At 61.7% G+C, this 18,058-nt stretch carries 14 protein-coding genes; 10 read left to right on the top strand and 4 right to left on the bottom strand.

The genetic code is table 11. The annotated features are described in order from the left end of the window. Positions 1 to 2 precede the first annotated feature (2 nt). The 4 genes from J3P88_RS20385 (at position 3) to J3P88_RS20370 (ending at position 7,251) form a co-directional block, all read left to right on the top strand. Positions 3 to 1,424 carry a Y-family DNA polymerase gene (locus tag J3P88_RS20385; RefSeq protein WP_434571276.1) on the top strand — a complete coding sequence of 474 codons (1,422 nt, stop codon included), beginning with the start codon at positions 3 to 5 and terminating at the stop codon, positions 1,422 to 1,424. Continuing rightward, positions 1,421 to 4,501 carry an error-prone DNA polymerase gene (locus J3P88_RS20380; protein WP_434571274.1) on the top strand — a complete coding sequence of 1,027 codons (3,081 nt, stop codon included), beginning with the start codon at positions 1,421 to 1,423 and terminating at the stop codon, positions 4,499 to 4,501. The genes J3P88_RS20385 and J3P88_RS20380 overlap by 4 nt, the downstream gene beginning before the upstream one ends. Positions 4,502 to 4,773: 272 nt before the next feature. Next, positions 4,774 to 6,885 (top strand): ATP-binding protein, encoded by a 2,112-nt coding sequence (locus J3P88_RS20375; RefSeq protein WP_434571272.1) that lies wholly within the window; start codon positions 4,774 to 4,776, stop codon positions 6,883 to 6,885. A 96-nt stretch (positions 6,886 to 6,981) separates the two neighbouring features. After that, a complete protein-coding gene (locus J3P88_RS20370) occupies positions 6,982 to 7,251 on the top strand; it encodes a hypothetical protein (RefSeq protein ID WP_434571270.1) in 270 nt (89 codons plus the stop codon). A gap of 335 nt (positions 7,252 to 7,586) precedes the next feature. Here the strand turns inward: J3P88_RS20370 and J3P88_RS20365 are convergent, their stop codons facing one another. Next, on the bottom strand, positions 7,587 to 7,970 hold the full coding sequence (locus J3P88_RS20365; RefSeq protein WP_186708349.1) for a VOC family protein: 384 nt from the start codon (positions 7,968 to 7,970) through the stop codon (positions 7,587 to 7,589). Positions 7,971 to 8,292: 322 nt separating this feature from the next. Next, on the bottom strand, positions 8,293 to 10,329 hold the full coding sequence (locus J3P88_RS20360; protein ID WP_434571268.1) for an FAD-dependent oxidoreductase: 2,037 nt from the start codon (positions 10,327 to 10,329) through the stop codon (positions 8,293 to 8,295). Between the two features lie 211 nt (positions 10,330 to 10,540). Here J3P88_RS20360 and J3P88_RS20355 point away from each other — a divergent pair, with 211 nt between their 5' ends. The 6 genes from J3P88_RS20355 (at position 10,541) to J3P88_RS20330 (ending at position 15,552) form a co-directional block, all read left to right on the top strand. Beyond that, positions 10,541 to 11,290 (top strand): electron transfer flavoprotein subunit beta/FixA family protein, encoded by a 750-nt coding sequence (locus J3P88_RS20355; RefSeq protein WP_434571266.1) that lies wholly within the window; start codon positions 10,541 to 10,543, stop codon positions 11,288 to 11,290. Further along, positions 11,290 to 12,225, top strand: coding sequence for an electron transfer flavoprotein subunit alpha/FixB family protein (locus tag J3P88_RS20350; RefSeq protein WP_434571264.1), 936 nt, complete (start codon positions 11,290 to 11,292; stop codon positions 12,223 to 12,225). The genes J3P88_RS20355 and J3P88_RS20350 overlap by 1 nt, the downstream gene beginning before the upstream one ends. A gap of 353 nt (positions 12,226 to 12,578) precedes the next feature. Continuing rightward, positions 12,579 to 13,478 (top strand): glycine betaine ABC transporter substrate-binding protein, encoded by a 900-nt coding sequence (locus tag J3P88_RS20345; RefSeq protein WP_434571262.1) that lies wholly within the window; start codon positions 12,579 to 12,581, stop codon positions 13,476 to 13,478. Positions 13,479 to 13,563: 85 nt separating this feature from the next. Further along, positions 13,564 to 14,562, top strand: a complete 999-nt coding sequence (locus J3P88_RS20340) for an Ldh family oxidoreductase (protein ID WP_434571260.1) — start codon at positions 13,564 to 13,566, stop codon at positions 14,560 to 14,562. A 39-nt stretch (positions 14,563 to 14,601) separates the two neighbouring features. Continuing rightward, the gene (locus tag J3P88_RS20335; protein WP_434571258.1) at positions 14,602 to 15,222 is read left to right on the top strand and encodes a dimethylsulfonioproprionate lyase family protein; all 621 of its coding nucleotides are present in this window, start codon (positions 14,602 to 14,604) and stop codon (positions 15,220 to 15,222) included. Between the two features lie 51 nt (positions 15,223 to 15,273). After that, on the top strand, positions 15,274 to 15,552 hold the full coding sequence (locus J3P88_RS20330; protein ID WP_186708361.1) for a transcriptional regulator: 279 nt from the start codon (positions 15,274 to 15,276) through the stop codon (positions 15,550 to 15,552). A gap of 90 nt (positions 15,553 to 15,642) precedes the next feature. Here the strand turns inward: J3P88_RS20330 and J3P88_RS20325 are convergent, their stop codons facing one another. Together J3P88_RS20325 and dddP are read right to left on the bottom strand one after the other, a co-directional pair. Then, positions 15,643 to 16,599 carry a GlxA family transcriptional regulator gene (locus J3P88_RS20325; protein WP_434571256.1) on the bottom strand — a complete coding sequence of 319 codons (957 nt, stop codon included), beginning with the start codon at positions 16,597 to 16,599 and terminating at the stop codon, positions 15,643 to 15,645. A gap of 10 nt (positions 16,600 to 16,609) precedes the next feature. Further along, complete coding sequence (gene dddP / locus J3P88_RS20320) at positions 16,610 to 17,956, bottom strand: dimethylsulfonioproprionate lyase DddP (RefSeq protein WP_434571254.1); 1,347 nt, start codon at positions 17,954 to 17,956, stop codon at positions 16,610 to 16,612. Between the last annotated feature and the right edge of the window lie 102 nt (positions 17,957 to 18,058).

Here is an 18,058-nt window from a genome sequence, read left to right as displayed (position 1 = left end):
CGATGCGCTGGGTCTGTATTCTTTTCCCGCAATTGGCGCTGGACGCCGCGCTGCGTCAGCGCCCCGATCCCGACCAGCCCCTGGCCTTGCTGACCGGTCCGGCCCAGCGCCGGGTCCTGCAAGCGGTGAACGCGCCGGCACGGGCCCTGGGCTTGCGTCCCGGCCAGACCATGACCGCCGCCCAGGCCTTGAGCAAAGGCTTTGCCACCGCCGAGTACGACGCGGCGCAGATCGAGTATTGGCAACAGTTCCTGGCGGCCTGGGCCTACCGTTTCAGCTCCCAGGTCAGCGTGCATTACCCGCGTACTCTGCTGTTCGAGATCGAGTCGAGCCTGGGCCTGTTCGGGCCTTGGCCGGTGTTCGAGGCGCGCTTGCGAGCCGAGCTGAACGAGCTGGGCTTTCGTCATCGCATCGTCGCCGCCCCCAACCCGGTGGCGGCGCGGGTGCTGGCCAATGCCTATGACGCCCTGGTGGTGCCCGATGCCGAGACCTTGCAGCACTGCCTGGGCCACATGCCCGTGGAACGAATTGGCCTGGAGCCCGACGTCGCCACGGCGCTGTCGCGCATGGGCCTGCGCCGCCTGAGCCAGGTCCAGGCCTTGCCCCGACAGACCCTGGCTCGGCGTTTCGAGGCCCAGGTGCTCAAGCACCTCGATGCGTTGACGGGCAGCCGCACCCTGGCGCTGTCGTTCTACCTGCCGCCCGACCGTTTCGATGTGCGCATCGAACTCAACTATGACGTGCAATCCCATCAGGCGCTGCTGTTCCCGTTGCGCCGCCTGACCGGTGACCTGTCGGCCTTCCTCTGCGGACGCGACAGCGGCGTGCAGCGCTTCGACTTGCACCTGGAACACGCCGGGTTGCCGGATACGGTGATCAAGGTCGGCCTGCTCAGCGCCGAACGCGACCCGGCGATGCTCTTCGAACTGGCCCGCGGTCGCTTGGAGCAAGTGCAGGTCGAGGCCCCGGTGCGGGGTTTTCGCTTGTGTGCCGAAGACCTGCCGAGTTTCGTGCCCCAGCGCCTGGAGCTGTTTGACGAACGCCCGCAACAGTCATTGCCCTGGGAGCAACTGCGGGAACGGCTGCGGGCCCGCCTGGGGGATGATGCCGTGCAAGGCTTGGGGTTTCGCGACGACCATCGGCCTGAGTGCGCCTGGCAGACGACTTCCCAGCCCCGATCCCAGGCTTGTCCGGCGCGCGAGGGCGTGCAGCGTCCCGGCTGGCTGTTGGATGAACCCCAGGCTTTGCCGCAAGGCCAGGCACAGATCCTCATGGGGCCCGAGCGTATCGAGACCGGTTGGTGGGATGGCGCGGATGTGCGCCGCGACTATTACCTGATCGAAACTCGCAGCGGACAACGGGGCTGGGCCTATCGACCGGTGGGTGAGGGCGGGCCGCTGTGGCTGCAGGGCTGGTTCGCATGAGCGTTGAGTATGCCGAACTGCATTGCCTGTCGAACTTCAGCTTCCAGCGCGGCGCCTCCAGTGCCCTGGAATTGTGCCGTCGCGCCAAGCAGCAGGGCTATCAGGCCTTGGCGATCACCGATGAATGCACCCTGGCCGGGATCGTCCGGGCCTGGCAGGCGGCCAAGGAGTTGGCGCTGCAATTGATTGTCGGCAGCGAAATCCAGGTCGAGAACGGTCCGAAACTGGTGCTGCTGGTGGAAAACCTGGACGGCTATCAAGCCTTGTGCCGGTTGATCACCCGCGCCCGTCGCCGCAGCGAGAAGGGCCACTATCGCATCGTGCGGGAGGACTTCGACGAGCCTTTGCCGGGGCTGCTGGCGTTGTGGGTCGCCGAGGGCAAGGACGCCGCCGAGGAGCACGGGCGTTGGCTCCAGCCGATCTTTGCCGGGCGCTTGTGGCTGACGGTCCAGTTGCATTGCGGGCAGGACGACCGCCGACGGCTGGCGGACTGCCTGGCGCTGGCCGAACGCTTGGATCTTCCGGCCGTGGCCAGCGGCGATGTGCACATGCATGTGCGCGGTCGTCGTGCCTTGCAGGACACCATGACCGCCATCCGCCACCACGTCACGGTGGCCGAGGCCGGCCAGCGCCTGCACCCCAACGGCGAGCGCCACTTGCGCAGCCGCAAGGATCTGGCCGAGCTCTACCCGCGGGCCTTGCTCGACGAAACCCTGGCCATCGCCCGGCGCTGCACCTTCGACCTTGGCCAACTGCGCTATGAATATCCGCGTGAGCTGGTGCCCGAGGGGCATGATCCGGCGTCCTGGCTGCGGGAGCTGACCGAGCGGGGCATGCGCGAGCGGTGGAAGGATGGCGTGACAGACAAGGTGCGGGCACAGATAGACAAGGAGCTGAGCCTGATCGCCGAGTTGGGCTATGACAGCTATTTCCTCACCGTGCAGGACATCGTCAGCTTTGCCCGCAGCCGCCATATCCTCTGCCAGGGGCGCGGTTCGGCGGCCAACTCGGCGGTGTGCTACGCCTTGGGTATTACCGAAATCGACCCCAGTCTCACCAGCCTGTTGTTCGAGCGTTTCCTGTCCCGGGAGCGCAACGAGCCGCCGGACATCGACGTCGACTTCGAACACGACCGTCGCGAGGAAGTGCTGCAGTACGTGTTCCAGCGCTACGGTCGTCATCGTGCGGCCTTGACGGCGGTGGTCAGCAGTTACCACGGCGCCGGGGCGGTGCGCGATGTGGCCAAGGCCCTGGGCCTGCCGCCGGACCAGGTCAATGCCCTGGCCGATTGCTGCGGCCGTTGGAGCGACGAGGCGCCGCCGGTGGAGCGCTTGCGTGAAGGCGGCTTCGACCCGGACAGCCCGGTGTTGCGCCGGGTCTTGGGCCTGACCCAGCAATTGATCGGTTTCCCCCGGCACTTATCCCAGCACCCTGGCGGCTTCGTGATTTCCGAACAGCCCCTGGACACCCTGGTGCCGGTGGAAAACGCGGCCATGGCCGAGCGCACCATCATCCAGTGGGACAAGGACGACCTGGACGCGGTCGGGCTGCTCAAGGTGGATATCCTGGCCTTGGGCATGCTCAGCGCGATTCGGCGTTGTTTCGACCTGATCGAGCAGTACCGGGGGCAGCGTTATGCCTTGGCGTCGTTGCCCCAGGAAGATCCGGCGACCTACCAGATGATCTCGCGAGCCGACACCATCGGTGTCTTCCAGATCGAATCCCGGGCGCAGATGTCGATGTTGCCTCGGCTGAGACCCGAGAGGTTCTACGATTTGGTCATCGAAGTGGCGATCGTGCGGCCCGGGCCGATCCAGGGAGGGATGGTGCACCCGTACCTGCGGCGCAGAAATAAAGAAGAAGAGGTGACGTATCCCTCTGAAGCGCTGAAAACAGTGCTTGACCGCACCCTGGGTGTGCCCTTGTTCCAGGAGCAGGTCATGCAGATCGCCATCGTCGCGGCCGACTACACCCCGGGCGAAGCAGACCAATTGCGGCGCTCCATGGCTGCCTGGAAACGTCACGGTGGGTTGGAGCCCCATCGGGAACGCCTGGCGCAGGGGATGAAGAACAATGGCTACACCGCTGAATTCGCCGCGCAAATCTTCGAACAGATCAAAGGCTTCGGCAATTACGGTTTTCCCGAATCCCACGCCGCCAGTTTCGCCTTGCTGACCTACGCCAGCAGCTGGCTCAAATGCCACGAACCGGCGGCGTTTGCCTGTGCCTTGATCAACAGTTGGCCGATGGGGTTCTACAGCCCGGACCAGATCCTCCAGGATGCCCGCCGGCATCAACTGTCGATCCGCCCGGTGGACGTGCGCGCCAGCGATTGGGAGTGCAGCCTCGAGCCCATGGACGGCCGGCAACCGGCGATCCGCATGGGGCTGCGCCTGGTCAAGGGGTTTCGCGAAGAGGATGCCCGCCGTATCGAAGCGGCGCGCCGGCAGCGGCCCTTCAACGACGTGGCCGACTTGGGTGAACGCGCGCAACTCGATGCCCGGGCCCAGGCGCAACTGGCGGACGCGGGGGCCTTGCAGGGCTTGGCCGGGGATCGCCATCGGGCTCGCTGGGAAGTGGCCGGGGTGCAGAAGCAACTGGGCCTTTTCGCCGGTTTGCCCAGCCAGGAAGAACCGCCCGTGACCCTGCCCGAACCCACGCTGGGGGAAAACCTGTTTGCCGATTACGCCACACTGGGCACGACTCTAGGCCCTCATCCGCTGGCCCTGCTGCGTCCCGAACTGCGCGCCCGGCGCTGCCGCAGCTCCCGGGAGTTGCAGGACGTGGAGCATGGCCGCAACGTCAGCGTCGCCGGGCTGGTCACTGGCCGCCAACGCCCGGGCACGGCCAGCGGCGTGACCTTCGTCACCCTGGAAGATGAATTCGGCAACCTCAACGTGGTGGTCTGGCGCGACCTGGCCGAGCGCCAGCGCAAGACCCTGGTGGGCTCGCAATTGCTCAGGGTGGACGGGCGCTGGGAAAGCGTCGGCGAGGTCCGCCACTTGATCGCCGGGCGTTTGAGCGACCTGACTGAATTGTTGGCGGGTATCCAGGTGCAAAGCCGCGATTTCCGCTGAGGTTGCTATAACACCACAACCCTGTGGCGAGGGAGCTTGCTCCCGCTCGGCGGCGCAGCCGTCGTAAAACCGATTGACGCGGTGTACCTGAAGGATTGCAGCCGCCTTTTTTGGGGCTGCTTTGCAGCCCAGCGGGAGCAAGCTCCCTCGCCACAGGGATCGTGCGCAAACCGGTCAGCATGAAACCAAACGCCAACCCGACGCTCGAAGCTCTGATCGCAAGGGATTTGTGTGCCGATTCCCTGCAGGTATTTTGAGGCTCAGAGTCGACCATGCAGTTTCTATCCCAGAATCACGGGTGCCCTGGGTGGGGCGGTGAGATGGCCGGGCGTATCCGGGCGTTCGATTGGAGCCGAACCGAGTTGGGCGCCATCGAGCACTGGTCCGCCAGCTTGCGCAGCGCTGTCCAATTGTTGCTGGCTTCGCCCCTGCCGATGGTGATGTTGTGGGGCCGCCAGGGCTTCATGATCTACAACGATGCCTATGCCGAGTTCGCTGGCGGCCGCCATCCCTACCTGCTGGGGTGTGCGGTGGAGTTGGGGTGGCCGGAAGTCGCCGAATTCAACCGCCATGTACTGGACGTCTGCCTGGCCGGTGGCACCTTGTCCTACCGCAGCAAAGAGCTGGTCCTGTTGCGCGATGGCAAGCCTGAAGAGGTGTGGATGGATCTCTATTACAGCCCGGTGCCCGATGACGACCAGTCTCCAGCGGGCGTACTGGCGATTGTGGTGGAAACCACCGAGCACGTATTGACCGAGCGCGCCCGGCAAGCGGCCGAACGCAGTTACCGCGCGGTCAATGAGCGTATCCAACTGGCGCTCTCGGCCGGGCCATTGCTGGGGTCGTTCGTCTGGGACATCCAGGCCGACACGCTGTCGGGCGATGAGCGTTTCGCCCGTACCTTCAACTACCCACCCGACTGCTCGCTGGACGCGCTGCCAGTCGAGATCGCCCGCCAGGGCATCCACCCGGACGACCTCGATGAAGTCAACCAGCGGGTCGAACTGACCGTGCACACGGGCGCGCCTTACAGCGCCGAATATCGGGTTCGTCGCCTGGACGGTACTTACCGGTGGGTACTGGCCAGCGGTCGATGCGAGTTCGATGGGGCGGGCAAGCCCCTGCGTTTTCCGGGGGTGCTGATTGATATCGATGAGCGCAAGACGGCCGAAGCGTCGCTGCTCAAGTTCACCCGCGATTTGGAGCAGCGCGTTGCCAACGAGGTGCAGGCGCGGCTGGCAGCGGAAGAACAGTTGCGCCAGTCACAGAAGCTCGAGGCCATTGGCGGCCTCACCGGTGGCGTGGCCCATGACTTCAATAACTTGCTGCAGGTGATCGCCGGCAACCTGCATTTACTGGCACGCCACGAACGAGACAATGCCAATGTGCAACGACGGGTCAGTGCCTCCATCGAAGCCGTGGAGCGGGGGGCCAAACTGTCCTCGCAGCTGTTGGCTTTTGCCCGGCGCCAGCCCTTGTCACCGGCGGTCTACAACCCTCGGCGCATCTATGAGGGCATGGGTGAGTTGCTGCAACGGGCCCTGGGCGAAACCATCCAGATTGAAGTGAGCCTGCCTCAGGCGCCCTGGTGCATCCACGTCGATCGCAACCAACTGGAAAACGCCCTGTTGAACCTGGCAATCAATGCCCGTGACGCCATGGACGGCGAGGGCACGATCCGCCTGCTCGGCGATAACATCGTGCTCGATGAAGCGTTCTGCGCCCGCAAGGGAATCCCGGCCGGTGACTATGTCCGGCTGTCGGTGATCGATTGCGGTGCCGGCATGCCGCCCGATGTCCTGCAGCAAGTGTTCGAACCGTTTTTCACCACCAAGACCGATGGCCAGGGCACTGGGCTTGGATTGAGCATGGTGTTCGGGTTCGTCAAGCAGAGTGGCGGCCATATCGAGATATCCAGCGACCTGGGTGAAGGCACGCGGGTGCGGATGTATTTCCCTCGAAGCCTTGCGCCTGAAGTAGGGGAAACCGAGCAATACGACGCGCTTCAGTCCGGCCGGCAAGAGACGATTCTGGTGGTGGAGGACAACGACGAGGTGCGCAGTGCGTCGGTGGACCTGCTGGAGCAATCAGGCTATCGGACCCTCACGGCCGCCAACGGCGATGAGGCGATGAAACTGCTGCTGGACGGCACCGCGGTGGACCTGATTTTCACCGACGTGGTCATGCCTGGCCTGATCAAGAGTTCCGACCTGGCCGCTTGGGCCAAGGTGCAGAGCCCGCCGGTCCCGGTGCTGTTCACCTCGGGCCATACCCGGGACATCATCTCCCGAAACCATCAATTGAGCCCCGACACCCATCTGTTGAGCAAACCCTACGGCCCGGACGCATTGGCCCGGATGGTCAGGAGCGTGTTGGGCGGTTGATCGCTGCGTTTTAAACAAATGGAACCGAAGCCGTTGCGTCACCTTCGAATGTTCAAGACCGGTCAACCATCCGGCCCTGCCATGAACGAGGTGCCTATGAACGACGATCCCGCAAACACTCAGCCACAGACGCCGTCTGCGCGTAATGATCCGGCCATCGACCCTCAGGTTCCGGGCAAAGCGTCTGATGCCGAGCCAGTCAATCCTGCCGGAACGGACCAGGCTGACAGCGCCGCCTCTGAGGTCGATCAGAAGCAGCATCACCAGGACAATGACAACACCTTCAGCCCCGGCTTCAAGCCTGATCCGGACCGGCCGAAATCCGGTGAAAGCACGGATGCCGATATCGATACCGATGGGGGCTAGGCTGCTTGCCAAAGCGATGGGCAATCTGCATGCAGGTGACTGTGACGGCCTCTTCGTGAGCAAGCCCGCTCCCACAATGGTCTTGTGGTGAATATGAGACTCATAAGCGCCCAAGATCCCTGTGGGAGCGGGCTTGCTCGCGAAAGCGGTGGGTCAGCTTGAATCAATGTTGTCTGTGCCACCGTCTTCGCGAGCAGGCTCGCTCCCACAGTGGTCTTGTGGTCAATGCAAAACTCATGAACACCCAAGACTCCTGTGGTGAATATGAGACTCATGAACACCCACGATCCCTGTGGGAGCGAGCCTGCTCGCGATAGCGGTGGTGCTGCCTGCGTTTATTCAGCCTTGAAGCAATACACCGCCAGCTTGTTGCCATCCAGGTCCCGGGCATAAGCGGCGAAGGCGTTGTCCGCCCAGCCACGCGGGCCTGGCAGGCCTTCGCAGACGCCGCCGTTTGCCAGGGCGGCCGTATGGAATGCCTGGACCGCCGCGCGGTTCGGCGCTTCGAAGCTCACCGTGACACCGTTGCCGATGGTGGCCGCACTGCCGTTGGCCGGATTGAGGACAAAAAACGACGGCTTGTCGACGCCCCAGATGGAGCCGGCCTCGTTGAGGTCGGCAACACGCTTGAGGCCGATCTCTTTCAGGGTGGCGTCATAGAACGCACGCGCTTTTGCCAGGTTGTTGGTGCCGACGGTGACATGGGTAAAAACGGACATCTTGGTTTCCTTTCTTTGGGTCATTGGGTTTACGAGCGGATTTCAGAAATGAATGACGGTACGAATGCGACCGCAGCCCTTGGTTTCAAGGTCTGTGCTGACATGGAAAAGCATCGTGTTAGTTGCAACGCTATCACTTGAGAAAACGATGAACCCGTGGCGAGGGAGCTTGCTCCCGCTTGACCGGGCTGGCGCTCCAGTGCGAAGCACTCACAAAATGGGTCTGCTACGCAGCCCAGCGGGAGCAAGCTCCCTCGCCACGGGCTCATCGAACGTCTTGAATGCAACATCAGTCCCTGACCCTGACGATCAGGGCAATATTTCAGATGTCCTTGACCAGCCGCAGCGCATCGTAGATCGCCGCGTGGGTATTACGTGCCGACACTGCGTCGCCGATCCGGAACAGCTGGAAGCGACCTTCGGGGTTGGTCACGATGTCCTGGGTTTTCCCGGCGATCAGGTTGTGCTGTTCGACCGCGCCGTTGTTGCTCGAATGCGGGCGCAGTTCGAAGTACAGGTCGTCCAGGGGCAGGGTGCCGTGGTTGACCACCACCTGATCGACCACGCGCTGTTTGTGCACCTGGCCGTAATCGCTGCCGAAGTTGGCGATCAGTTGACCGTCGCGCTTCTCTACGGAATCGACCCGATAGGTCACTGTGAAGGTGACGTTCAGGTCTTGCAGGCTGCGCATGTACGGCACCAGGTTCATCGCCATCACCTCTGGCGAAAACGACCGGTCCGGCGTGACGATCTCCAGTTTCGCACCGCTGTTGGCAATGACCTCGGCCGCCTGTAGCGCCGCGTGGTCGCCCGCGTCGTCGAAGATCAGCACGTTCTGGCCGGGTTTGACGTCGCCGGAAATGATGTCCCAGGTCGACACCACCAGTTCATTGCCGTGCTTGAGCACCTCGGTATGGGGCAAGCCGCCCGTGGCGACGATCACCACGTCCGGCGCCTCGACCATCACGGTCTCGGCTTCGGCCCAGGTGTTGAAATGGAACTTCACCCCCAGCCGTTCGCATTGCGCCATGCGCCAATCGATGATGCTGATCATCTCGCGCCGCCGCTCGCTCTGGGCGGTCAAGCGGATCTGTCCACCGGGCTGATCCGCCACTTCGAACACCGTGACGTCATGACCGCGTTCGCCAGCCACCCGCGCCGCTTCCAGGCCCGCCGGGCCGGTGCCGATCACCACCACTTTGCGCTTGACCGACGCCTTCGGGATCTCATGGGGCATGGTGGTTTCGCGGCCGGTGGCGGCGTTGTGGATGCAGTAGGCGGCGCCGCCCTGGTAGATGCGATCCAGGCAATAGTTGGCGCCGACGCAGGGGCGGATCTCTTCTTCGCGTTTTTCAATGATCTTGCGCACGATGTGCGGGTCGGTCATGTGCGCGCGGGTCATGCCGATCATGTCCACCTTGCCGGAGGCGATGGCGTGCCGCGCCGTGGCGACGTCCGGAATCTTGGCCGCATGGAACGTCGGGAAACCGGTGGCCGAGCGAATCTCGCCAGCAAAATCCAGGTGCGGCGAATTGCGCATGCCCTGGATGGGGATCACGTCGGTGAGGCCGGCATCGGTATCGATGTGCCCGCGCACGACGTTGAGGAAATCCACCAGCCCGCTGTCCTTGAGCATGTGGGAGATCTGCAGGCCGTCGCTGGCGCCGAAGCCGCCAGGCAGGTCTTCATCGCCGGTGTAGCGCACCCCGAGCAGGAAGTCTTCGCCACAACGCTGGCGAATGCCACGCAGGATGTCGAAGGTGAAGCGCATCCGGTTTTCCAGCGAGCCGCCGTAGGGCCCGTCGAGATCGTTGGTCAACGGCGACCAGAACTGATCCATGAGGTGCCCGTAGGCCTGCAGTTCCAGGCCATCAAGACCGGCGGCCTTCATGCGTTCGGCGGCATCCACGTAATCCTTGATGATCCGGTCGATGTCCCAGTCTTCCAGTTTTTTCGGGAAGGCCCGGTGGGACGCTTCGCGGCGATGGGACGGCGAGACGACCGGCAGCCAGTCCGCCTTGTCCCAGCGTGTGCGCCGACCCAGGTGGGTCAGTTGGATCATCACTGCCGCGCCGTGTTCGTGGCATTCGTCAGTCAGGTCCTTCATCCATTTGACCACTTCGTCCTTGTACGCCAGCACGTTGTTGAACACCGGCGGGCTGTCACGGGAAACGGCGGCGGAACCCGCCGTCATGGTCAGCGCCACGCCAGCCTTGGCCCGTTCGACGTGATAGGCGCGGTACAAATCCTTCGGCATGCCGTCGACAGGATAAGCCGGCTCATGGGAGGTGGTCATGATCCGGTTCTTGAGGGTCAGGTGCTTGATCTTATAGGGCTGCAGCAGAGGATCGCTGGACATGGTGTTGCGCTCCGGGAACAGAACATCAGGCTTGGTTTGACATAACGGTATGTTGAATGTTCATGTGTGTCAACTATTGAGACACAGGTGTACATTTTTCTTGCGTGGCGGAAAAACCAGGATTACCATCCAGTCGAAACAGGGGTGCACCGGCTCGTGCGGCCGGCCATCTCGCATCGATCCACAGTGCAAGGGGGCTATGGGAAGAACCATGAAAGTGCTCGTTGCGGTAAAGCGTGCCATCGACCCGAATGTAAAAGTCCGGGTGAAAGCCGACGGTTCAGACGTCGAACTCAATGGCGTGAAGATGGCCTTGAACCCGTTCTGCGAAATCGCGGTGGAAGAGGCGATTCGCCTCAAGGAGAAGGGGCTGGCCTCCGAAGTGGTGGTGGTCTCGGTGGGCACGTCGGTGGCGCAGGAACAACTGCGCACGGCCTTGGCACTCGGTGCGGACCGGGCGTTGCTGGTCGAGACGAATGGGCTACTCGAACCACTCAACGTCGCCAAGTACCTGAGCAAAGTGATCGATCAGGAACAGCCGCAATTGATCCTGTTTGGCAAACAGGCGATCGACCAGGAAAACAACCAGGTCGGGCAAATGGTCGCGCAGTTGATCGGCAGCGGCCAGGCCACTTACGCCTCGGCCGTCAATCAGGTCGACGGGCAATGGGTCGTGGAGCGTGAGGTCGACGGTGGCAGCCAGGTGGTCGCCCTCGCCATGCCGGCCGTGGTGACCTGCGACTTGCGGCTGAACCAACCGCGCTATGCCTCGTTGCCGAACATCATGAAAGCCAAGAAAAAATCGCTTGAAATCATTGCCGCCGACACCTTGGGCGCGTGCGTGAAGGAACACGCTCGATTATTAGGCGTAGTGCCGCCGGCGGTGCGCAAAGCCGGGATCAACGTCGGTTCGGTGGCCGAACTGGTGGATAAATTGAAGAACGTTGCGGGGGTGATTTGATGCGCACATTGGTGATCGCCGAACACAGTGCAGGTCAACTGACGGCAGGTACATGGAGTGCCGTGACCGCCGCCCTGGCGTTGGGCGCCAAGACGGATTTGCTGGTGATGGGCGGGGCGGATGCGTCGGCAGTGGCGCAACAGGCAGCGCTGACCCAGGGCCTGGACCGGGTGCTGCTCGCACAAGGGGCGATGTTCGAGCATGCCCTGGCGGAAAATGTCCAGCCACTGATCACTTCGCTGGTGGCCGAGGGGTATACGCATGTCGTTGCCGACGCCAGCAGCATGGGACGCAATGTGCTGCCACGGGTCGCGGCCAGCCTGGATGTCGGCATGCTGTCCGACGTCACCCACATTGTTTCGGCGGACACCTTCCAGCGCCCCATTTATGCCGGCAATGCCATCGCCACCGTGCAGTCCCTCGATCCGATCAAGTTGCTCACGGTCCGCGCCTCGGCGTTCGCCCAAGCCTTGTCCCATGAACATCGCTGTGAAGTGGTGGCAGTGGAGGGCGGGCAAAGCGCAAGCAACGTGCGTTTCGTGAGCGAACAACTGACGGCCAGCGAACGGCCGGATTTGTCGAGCGCCCGTGTCGTCGTGTCCGGTGGTCGCGGGATGCAGAGCAAAGAAAATTTCGCCCTGATCGAGCGAGTGGCTGACAAGCTTGGCGGCGCCGTCGGGGCCTCCCGTGCGGCGGTGGATTCGGGTTTTGCCCCCAACGATTTGCAGGTCGGGCAGACCGGGAAAATCGTCGCGCCAGAGCTTTACATCGCGGCGGGCATCAGTGGCGCCATTCAACATTTGGCGGGTATGAGCGGCTCAAAGGTCATTGTCGCGATCAACCAGGACGCTGAAGCACCCATCGCCCAAGTGGCGGATTACATGTTAGTGGCGGATCTGTTCGAAGCATTGCCGGCACTCGAAAAAGCGTTGTGAGTGCTTAACGAAAAACGCTGAACCCGTGGCGAGGGAGCTTGCTCCCGCTTGACCGGGCTGGCGCTCCAGTGCGAAGCGCTCACAAAAGGACTGCTACGCAGCCCAGCGGGAGCAAGCTCCCTCGCCACGGTTTGTCGACAGTCTTAAGGGAATCTGCATTACCAAAAGAGTTTCGCCAAAGGGCGGAGGAGGGCCGAGCGACCGAAATACATGAGCTGTTCCCATAACTAAAACTTATCCATGCATAACATTAAATCCCTTGAGGAGGGTGATAGCACTCTGCTCTGATGAGGGAACGTTAATTCTTCTGCTGCCCTGCCAATAACTATTAATACAGTACGCGGAGATGCACCATGATGACGTTGTCCAGTAAGACGTGTATCGGCTGGTTTGCCGGCCTGGCGATGGCCGCCAGCAGCCTGATGACCCACGCCGAGGAAGCCACGCCTATCCGCATCGGATGGGTGAATTGGTCGGATACGGAAATTGCCGTAAAGCTGGCGGATACCGCATTGCGCGACCACTTGAAGCAACCGGTCAAATTGGTGCTCGCCGATATTGGCATTCAGTTCCAGGCCTTGGCCAACGGCAATATCGACCTGATCCCGATGGTCTGGCTGCCGAGCACTCACAAGGCGTTCTACGACAAATACCAGGACAAGCTCGAAGACCTTGGCGTGTTGTATGAAGGTCGGATCGGCATGGCGGTGCCAACGTCCATTCCCACCAGCGAGATTGCCAGTGTCGAAGACCTGAACAAGCCTGAAGTACGGGAAAAACTCGGCGGCAAGATCCTGACCTCGGAAGTGGGCAATGGCCAATACAAACTCACGGAAAAGGCCATCAAGGAATACAAGCTCGAGGGCTACAAGATGGTCGCCTCTTCGGAGTCCGGCATGTTGAGCGAGCTGGATCGCAACCTCAAGCGTGACAAATGGGCCTTGATCAACGCCTGGAGCCCGCACTGGATGTTCGCCAAGTGGCCGCTGCGCTACCTGGACGATCCGAAGCAGATTTTCGGCGGCGCCGAGCAGATTCACGCGGTGGCTCGCAAAGGCTTCAGCGCCGAACATCCCGAGGTCGCCCGGTTCTTCGCCAACTTCAAGATCCCCAAGGCCGACCTCGAGAAGTTGATGGCGACCGCTCGTGACAGTTCGGCGGACAAGGTCGTTGCGGAGTATTACGCCGCCAACAAGCCGCGCTTCGAGGCGATGTTCGGCAGCCAGACCGCTTTCGCGACACCGGCTCAGTAATGGCCGTCATCCAATAGTTGTGTTGCCGTCCGATGCCCTTTGTGAGGGGCATCGGCTGCATCGAACGAACATTCAGGCGATCCCCTTGAAGACCACCGCTTACCGTCGCTTTACCCTGGATGAAGCGGTCGGCTGGGTGAAGCACCTCTGCGCAGCGAAGGGCTGCTCAGCCGCGGTTGCCCTCTCATTGGCCCACGCCACCGTGGCTGCGCAAGCGCGCGGTAACCAGGCCGTGGGGTTCCGGCATCTTGCCGATTACTTGTCGGGCTTTTCCTCCGGACGCATCGATCCACGTGCCGAGCCAAGTATCTCCCGCGCTGGCGCGATGATCTTTAAATCCGATGCCCAAGGCGGAATTGCCCAGTTGGGGGTCGATCGCTGTTTCGATTCGCTGTGCCATGCCGCGCACGCCAATGGCATGGCCACGTTGAGCCAATGCAACAGTTTTACCAGCGGTGAGTTGGGCGACTACACGCTGCGGTTTGCCCAGGCCGGGCTGATTGCCTTGGCGGTCGCAAACGGACCGGCGCTGGTGGCCGTTCCTGGCGCCAAGGGCAAGACCTACTCGACCAACCCGCTCTCGTTTGCCGCGCCCTCGGCCGATGGCATCCCCTTGTTGTTCGACCAGGCCTGCAGTGCCGCGGCATTCGTGAACATCGCCCACGCCGCTTCGACGGGCAACGATATTCCCAAGGGTTGGGCGGTGGACCAGGAGGGCAACGGCACACGTAATGCCCTGGCGGCGCTGGGCGGTGCGCTGCTGCCTTTTGGCGGTCACCGTGGGGCCAACCTGATGCTCATGGTCGAGGTTCTGGCGGCGGGGCTCACGGGCGCCAACTGGTCGCTGGATGCGCCGGACTTCAACCAGGGAAACCAGACGCCTGGCTGTGGCCTGTTGATCCAGCTGTTGGCGCCGGATTTCTTTTCGGCGGGATTCGAGCTGCGGCTCTCAAGTCAACTGACCCGCCTGGCGCAGATGGGCGTCCACAGGCCGGGATGGGAACGGCAACATTCAACGGTCACCGCGCAGAATGATGGGATCAGTGTTCCCGTTGACCTGCTGGAACAACTGAGTTGTCTGTAAGCCGCTCCGATACGTCACTCGGGAAATGGGATCGAAACGATGATGAATAGCACTGAAAATCCAGCGTGGGGTCAGGACATTCTCCGCAGCGGCGACTCGCTCAGGTGTTCGCTTCAAAACATCCTGTCGGGCAGCGGCTGCGATGAGGCGCAAGCGCATGTCGCGTCCCTGAAGTCGGCCCAATGGACGATCAGGACGGCTGCGCAAGCTTCAAATGCACTGCCAGGCTTTTTGGCGTCCCACTTATCCGAGGCACTTGAAGCTGCGCCCAGGACCGATGATGACCTGCTGTCGATACGGGGTGCGTTAGGCACGCTCTTGCCCCATGTCACCTGGATGAATCGCCAGGCCCGGGCCGACCAGGACAGCGCTTTTGTGGAGCGGCATCGCCACGGGATGATCGCCGGCCCCGGAGGGTTATTTGAATGTTCCACCCTGACCTTGGGGTTGGCGCTCATGCTGCCCGAAACCTGCTACCCCTATCACCAACACCCGCCTGCCGAGTTCTATCTCGTTCTGTCGCCGGGCGAGTGGTATAGGGAGGCGGTGGGGTGGTGGAGTCCTGGCGCGGGAGGTTTGGTTTTCAACCCGCCCTCCTGTGTCCATGCAATGAAGTCGAGAGATGCTCCACTACTGGCCCTGTGGGGCTTGATGCACTAATGCCTCGTTATAAGAAGCGATGAACTCGGGTAATGATTGAGAGGAAGAGATATGGCGGTGACCACACAGGGCATCAAGTTGGACGAAGAGACGCGGGCCAGGCTGAAGTCCGCGTCGGCTAAGTTGGATCGCACCGCCCATTGGTTCATGAAAAAGGCCATTCTGAGTTTTATTGAAAAAGTTGAAGGTGGGGCGGGTATCGAAGCGTTCATGGCGGTCGAGCTTTTAGAAAAAGACACGCGGCGCCACAGCATCGCCCGTCGGCTGTGCAAGGATTGCGACACTGCCCATCTACAGCCTATCGAAGTCGCCCGCCATGAGTTGATGTAGGTTCTGCACGTTTGAGCTCCATCGACATCCGCTCACCGTCTACGCGGAGGCGGTGACGGTCCGGGAATGCGATGCGTACCCAGGCAGCGCTCATAGTTCGTGGCGACGTTCCCTCGACGGGGGGTAACCAAAAAAGGCGCTGTAGCATTTACTGAAATGCGGGGTTGAGACAAAGCCGCAGGCAATTGAAACATCGATGATCGCCAAGCGTGAATTCTGTATCAGGTGTTGGGCGCCTTTAAGTCGCAGTTCCAGGTAATAGCGCTGGGGAGGGACGCCCAATTGTTCCTGGAAAAGTCGTTGCACCTGACGTCTTGATAATTGAACACACTCGGCAAGTTGATCCGGGCCCAGCGGTTCCTCCAGGTTACTCTCCATCAAGGTGATGATTTCTCGTAGCGGGGCGCTGACCTTGCCGTCTTGCACCTGTACTGAAGTCCGAAACCTGGATTGGTCATGATCCAACAGGTCAAAAACCGCGTTCGCGACGTTCTGATCAAGCGCTTTGTAAAGCCACTTCATCATCATCTGAAAAGCGCCCGCGGGACTCGCCGCCGTGAGCCGGTCTCGATCGAATACCACGGCGTCCAACGTGACGTTCGTGTTAGGCGAAAATTCGGATAACGCGATCCGTTGTTCTGCGTGAACGGCACAGCGGTAGCCATCCAGCAGCCCGGCCTTGCCCAGATACCAGGCGCCATTCCATAACCCACCGAGCGCGATGGGCATGCTGGCGAGTTTGTTCAATAGTTTCACCAACCCATCAGGCACGACTCTAGGCGTGCGCAACCCTCCGCAGACAATCATCAGATCCAGGGCGGCGATCCTGATGTCGGTCAGGGGGGTATCCGGCCTGATGGGGATGGCCAGGTCGCTGACGACTTCGGAGTCGTTTCGACTGAATGTATGCACTTTTACCGAGCCTGGCCGGATCAGATTGGCCGTCACGAGCACGTCCAGGCATTGCGTGAAGCACGTAAGGGAAAAGTTCTCAAGCAAGAGAAAACCGATGCTTGATGGTTTATGGCCTTCAATTAAATGGCTCATCAATCAAGCTTCATATGTGTAGAAAGCTGTCGTCGAAGGGGTAATGCGTCAACAACTCATAGCCGGTTTCAGTGACCAGTAATTGGTTCTCCAACTTGATGCCATCGCGGCCACCCACTTCACCCACATACGCCTCGACACACAGGGCCATCCCCGCTTGCAGCTCGCCCTCGTATCCGTAGGACTCCAGGTCCTCTGGATAGCGAATGCTCGGGTATTCGTCGCACAGGCCGACGCCGTGATAAAGCACACCATAGCGTTGAGCGCGGCAGGACTCGGGCAGCCGATGGGCCTTGGCGGTCAGTTCCGTGAAGCGCACGCCCGGCTTGATCAACTCGGTGTTATGGACGATATGGTCATGGGCAATTCGATACAGGCGTTTCTGTTCGGCCGTAGGTTCCAGTTCTCCACAAATCCAACTGCGGGACATGTCCACGCACATGCCGTAGGTGCCGATCAGATCGGTGTCGAACGACAACAGGTCGCCGTCGCTCAACACCCGTGGGCCAGACTCCTGGAACCAGGGGTTGGTGCGAGGACCGGAACTGAGGATGCGCGTCTCGATCCATTCGCCACCACGGCGGATATTGCCGGAATGCAGGGCGGCCCAGACGTCGTTTTCGGTCGCACCGGCGCGCATCGCCTGGTGCATTTCGGCCACTGAGGCTTCGCACGCGGCCACCGCGCAGCGCATCGCCTTGATTTCATCCGGGCCTTTGATCATGCGCGCGAATTCGGTGACTTCCTGGCCGCTGCACATCTCGATCGCGAGGGCATCCAATGCGCGCACGCCGGCGACTTCGATTCGGTCTACCGCAAGGCGTCGGTTGGCTCCGGCGTGTTGGCGCAGCAATTCGTCGATTTGCGCGGCGAAATGCCTGGCGTGTCGATCGGTGTGCTCGCCGGTCTCGAAAAAGAAAAAAGACGCGCCGCTGCGCAATTCTGTAATCAGCGGCAAATGGGCGGAAAGGTGATCGCAGCCATGGAAGTCCCACAACACGACGTGCCCACTGGCGGCGACGAAGCAGGCCCGCGCGGGGTTATGGGCCGTCCATAACTGCATGTTGGTGGTGTCGGTCGCGTAGCGGATATTCAGCGGATCGAATAACAGAATGCCGCCCAGGTCACGGGCGACCAACTGATCAACCAGTCGTTGCAATCGATAGGTACGCAGGGTGGGCAAATGGGGCGGCTCCAGGCCCAAACGCTCCCACTCCGCGAACGCCAGGGGAGTGGGGCCTATTTCGACGCGGTCGTTGTCATTGACGGAGCCATCTTTTTTTAATGCGGTTGCGCGCTGCCTGGCCGGGTCGATGCGCCGAGCATTGGCTGGAATCGAAAAAGGTGAAGGGGTCATGATGGCGTCCAGTGTTCAGTCTGCTTGAGGTATTGCCCGCTGTGCCGGCCTCATCGCGAGCAAGCTCGCTCCCACAGGGTCATGTGTACGCCGGAGGAATGT

The organism is Pseudomonas sp. Z3-6 (genome assembly GCF_051131985.1).
Lineage (GTDB): Bacteria > Pseudomonadota > Gammaproteobacteria > Pseudomonadales > Pseudomonadaceae > Aquipseudomonas > Aquipseudomonas zanjanensis.
Note: the sequence above shows the minus strand (reverse complement) of the source record. Positions and strands in the feature narration are given on the sequence as shown.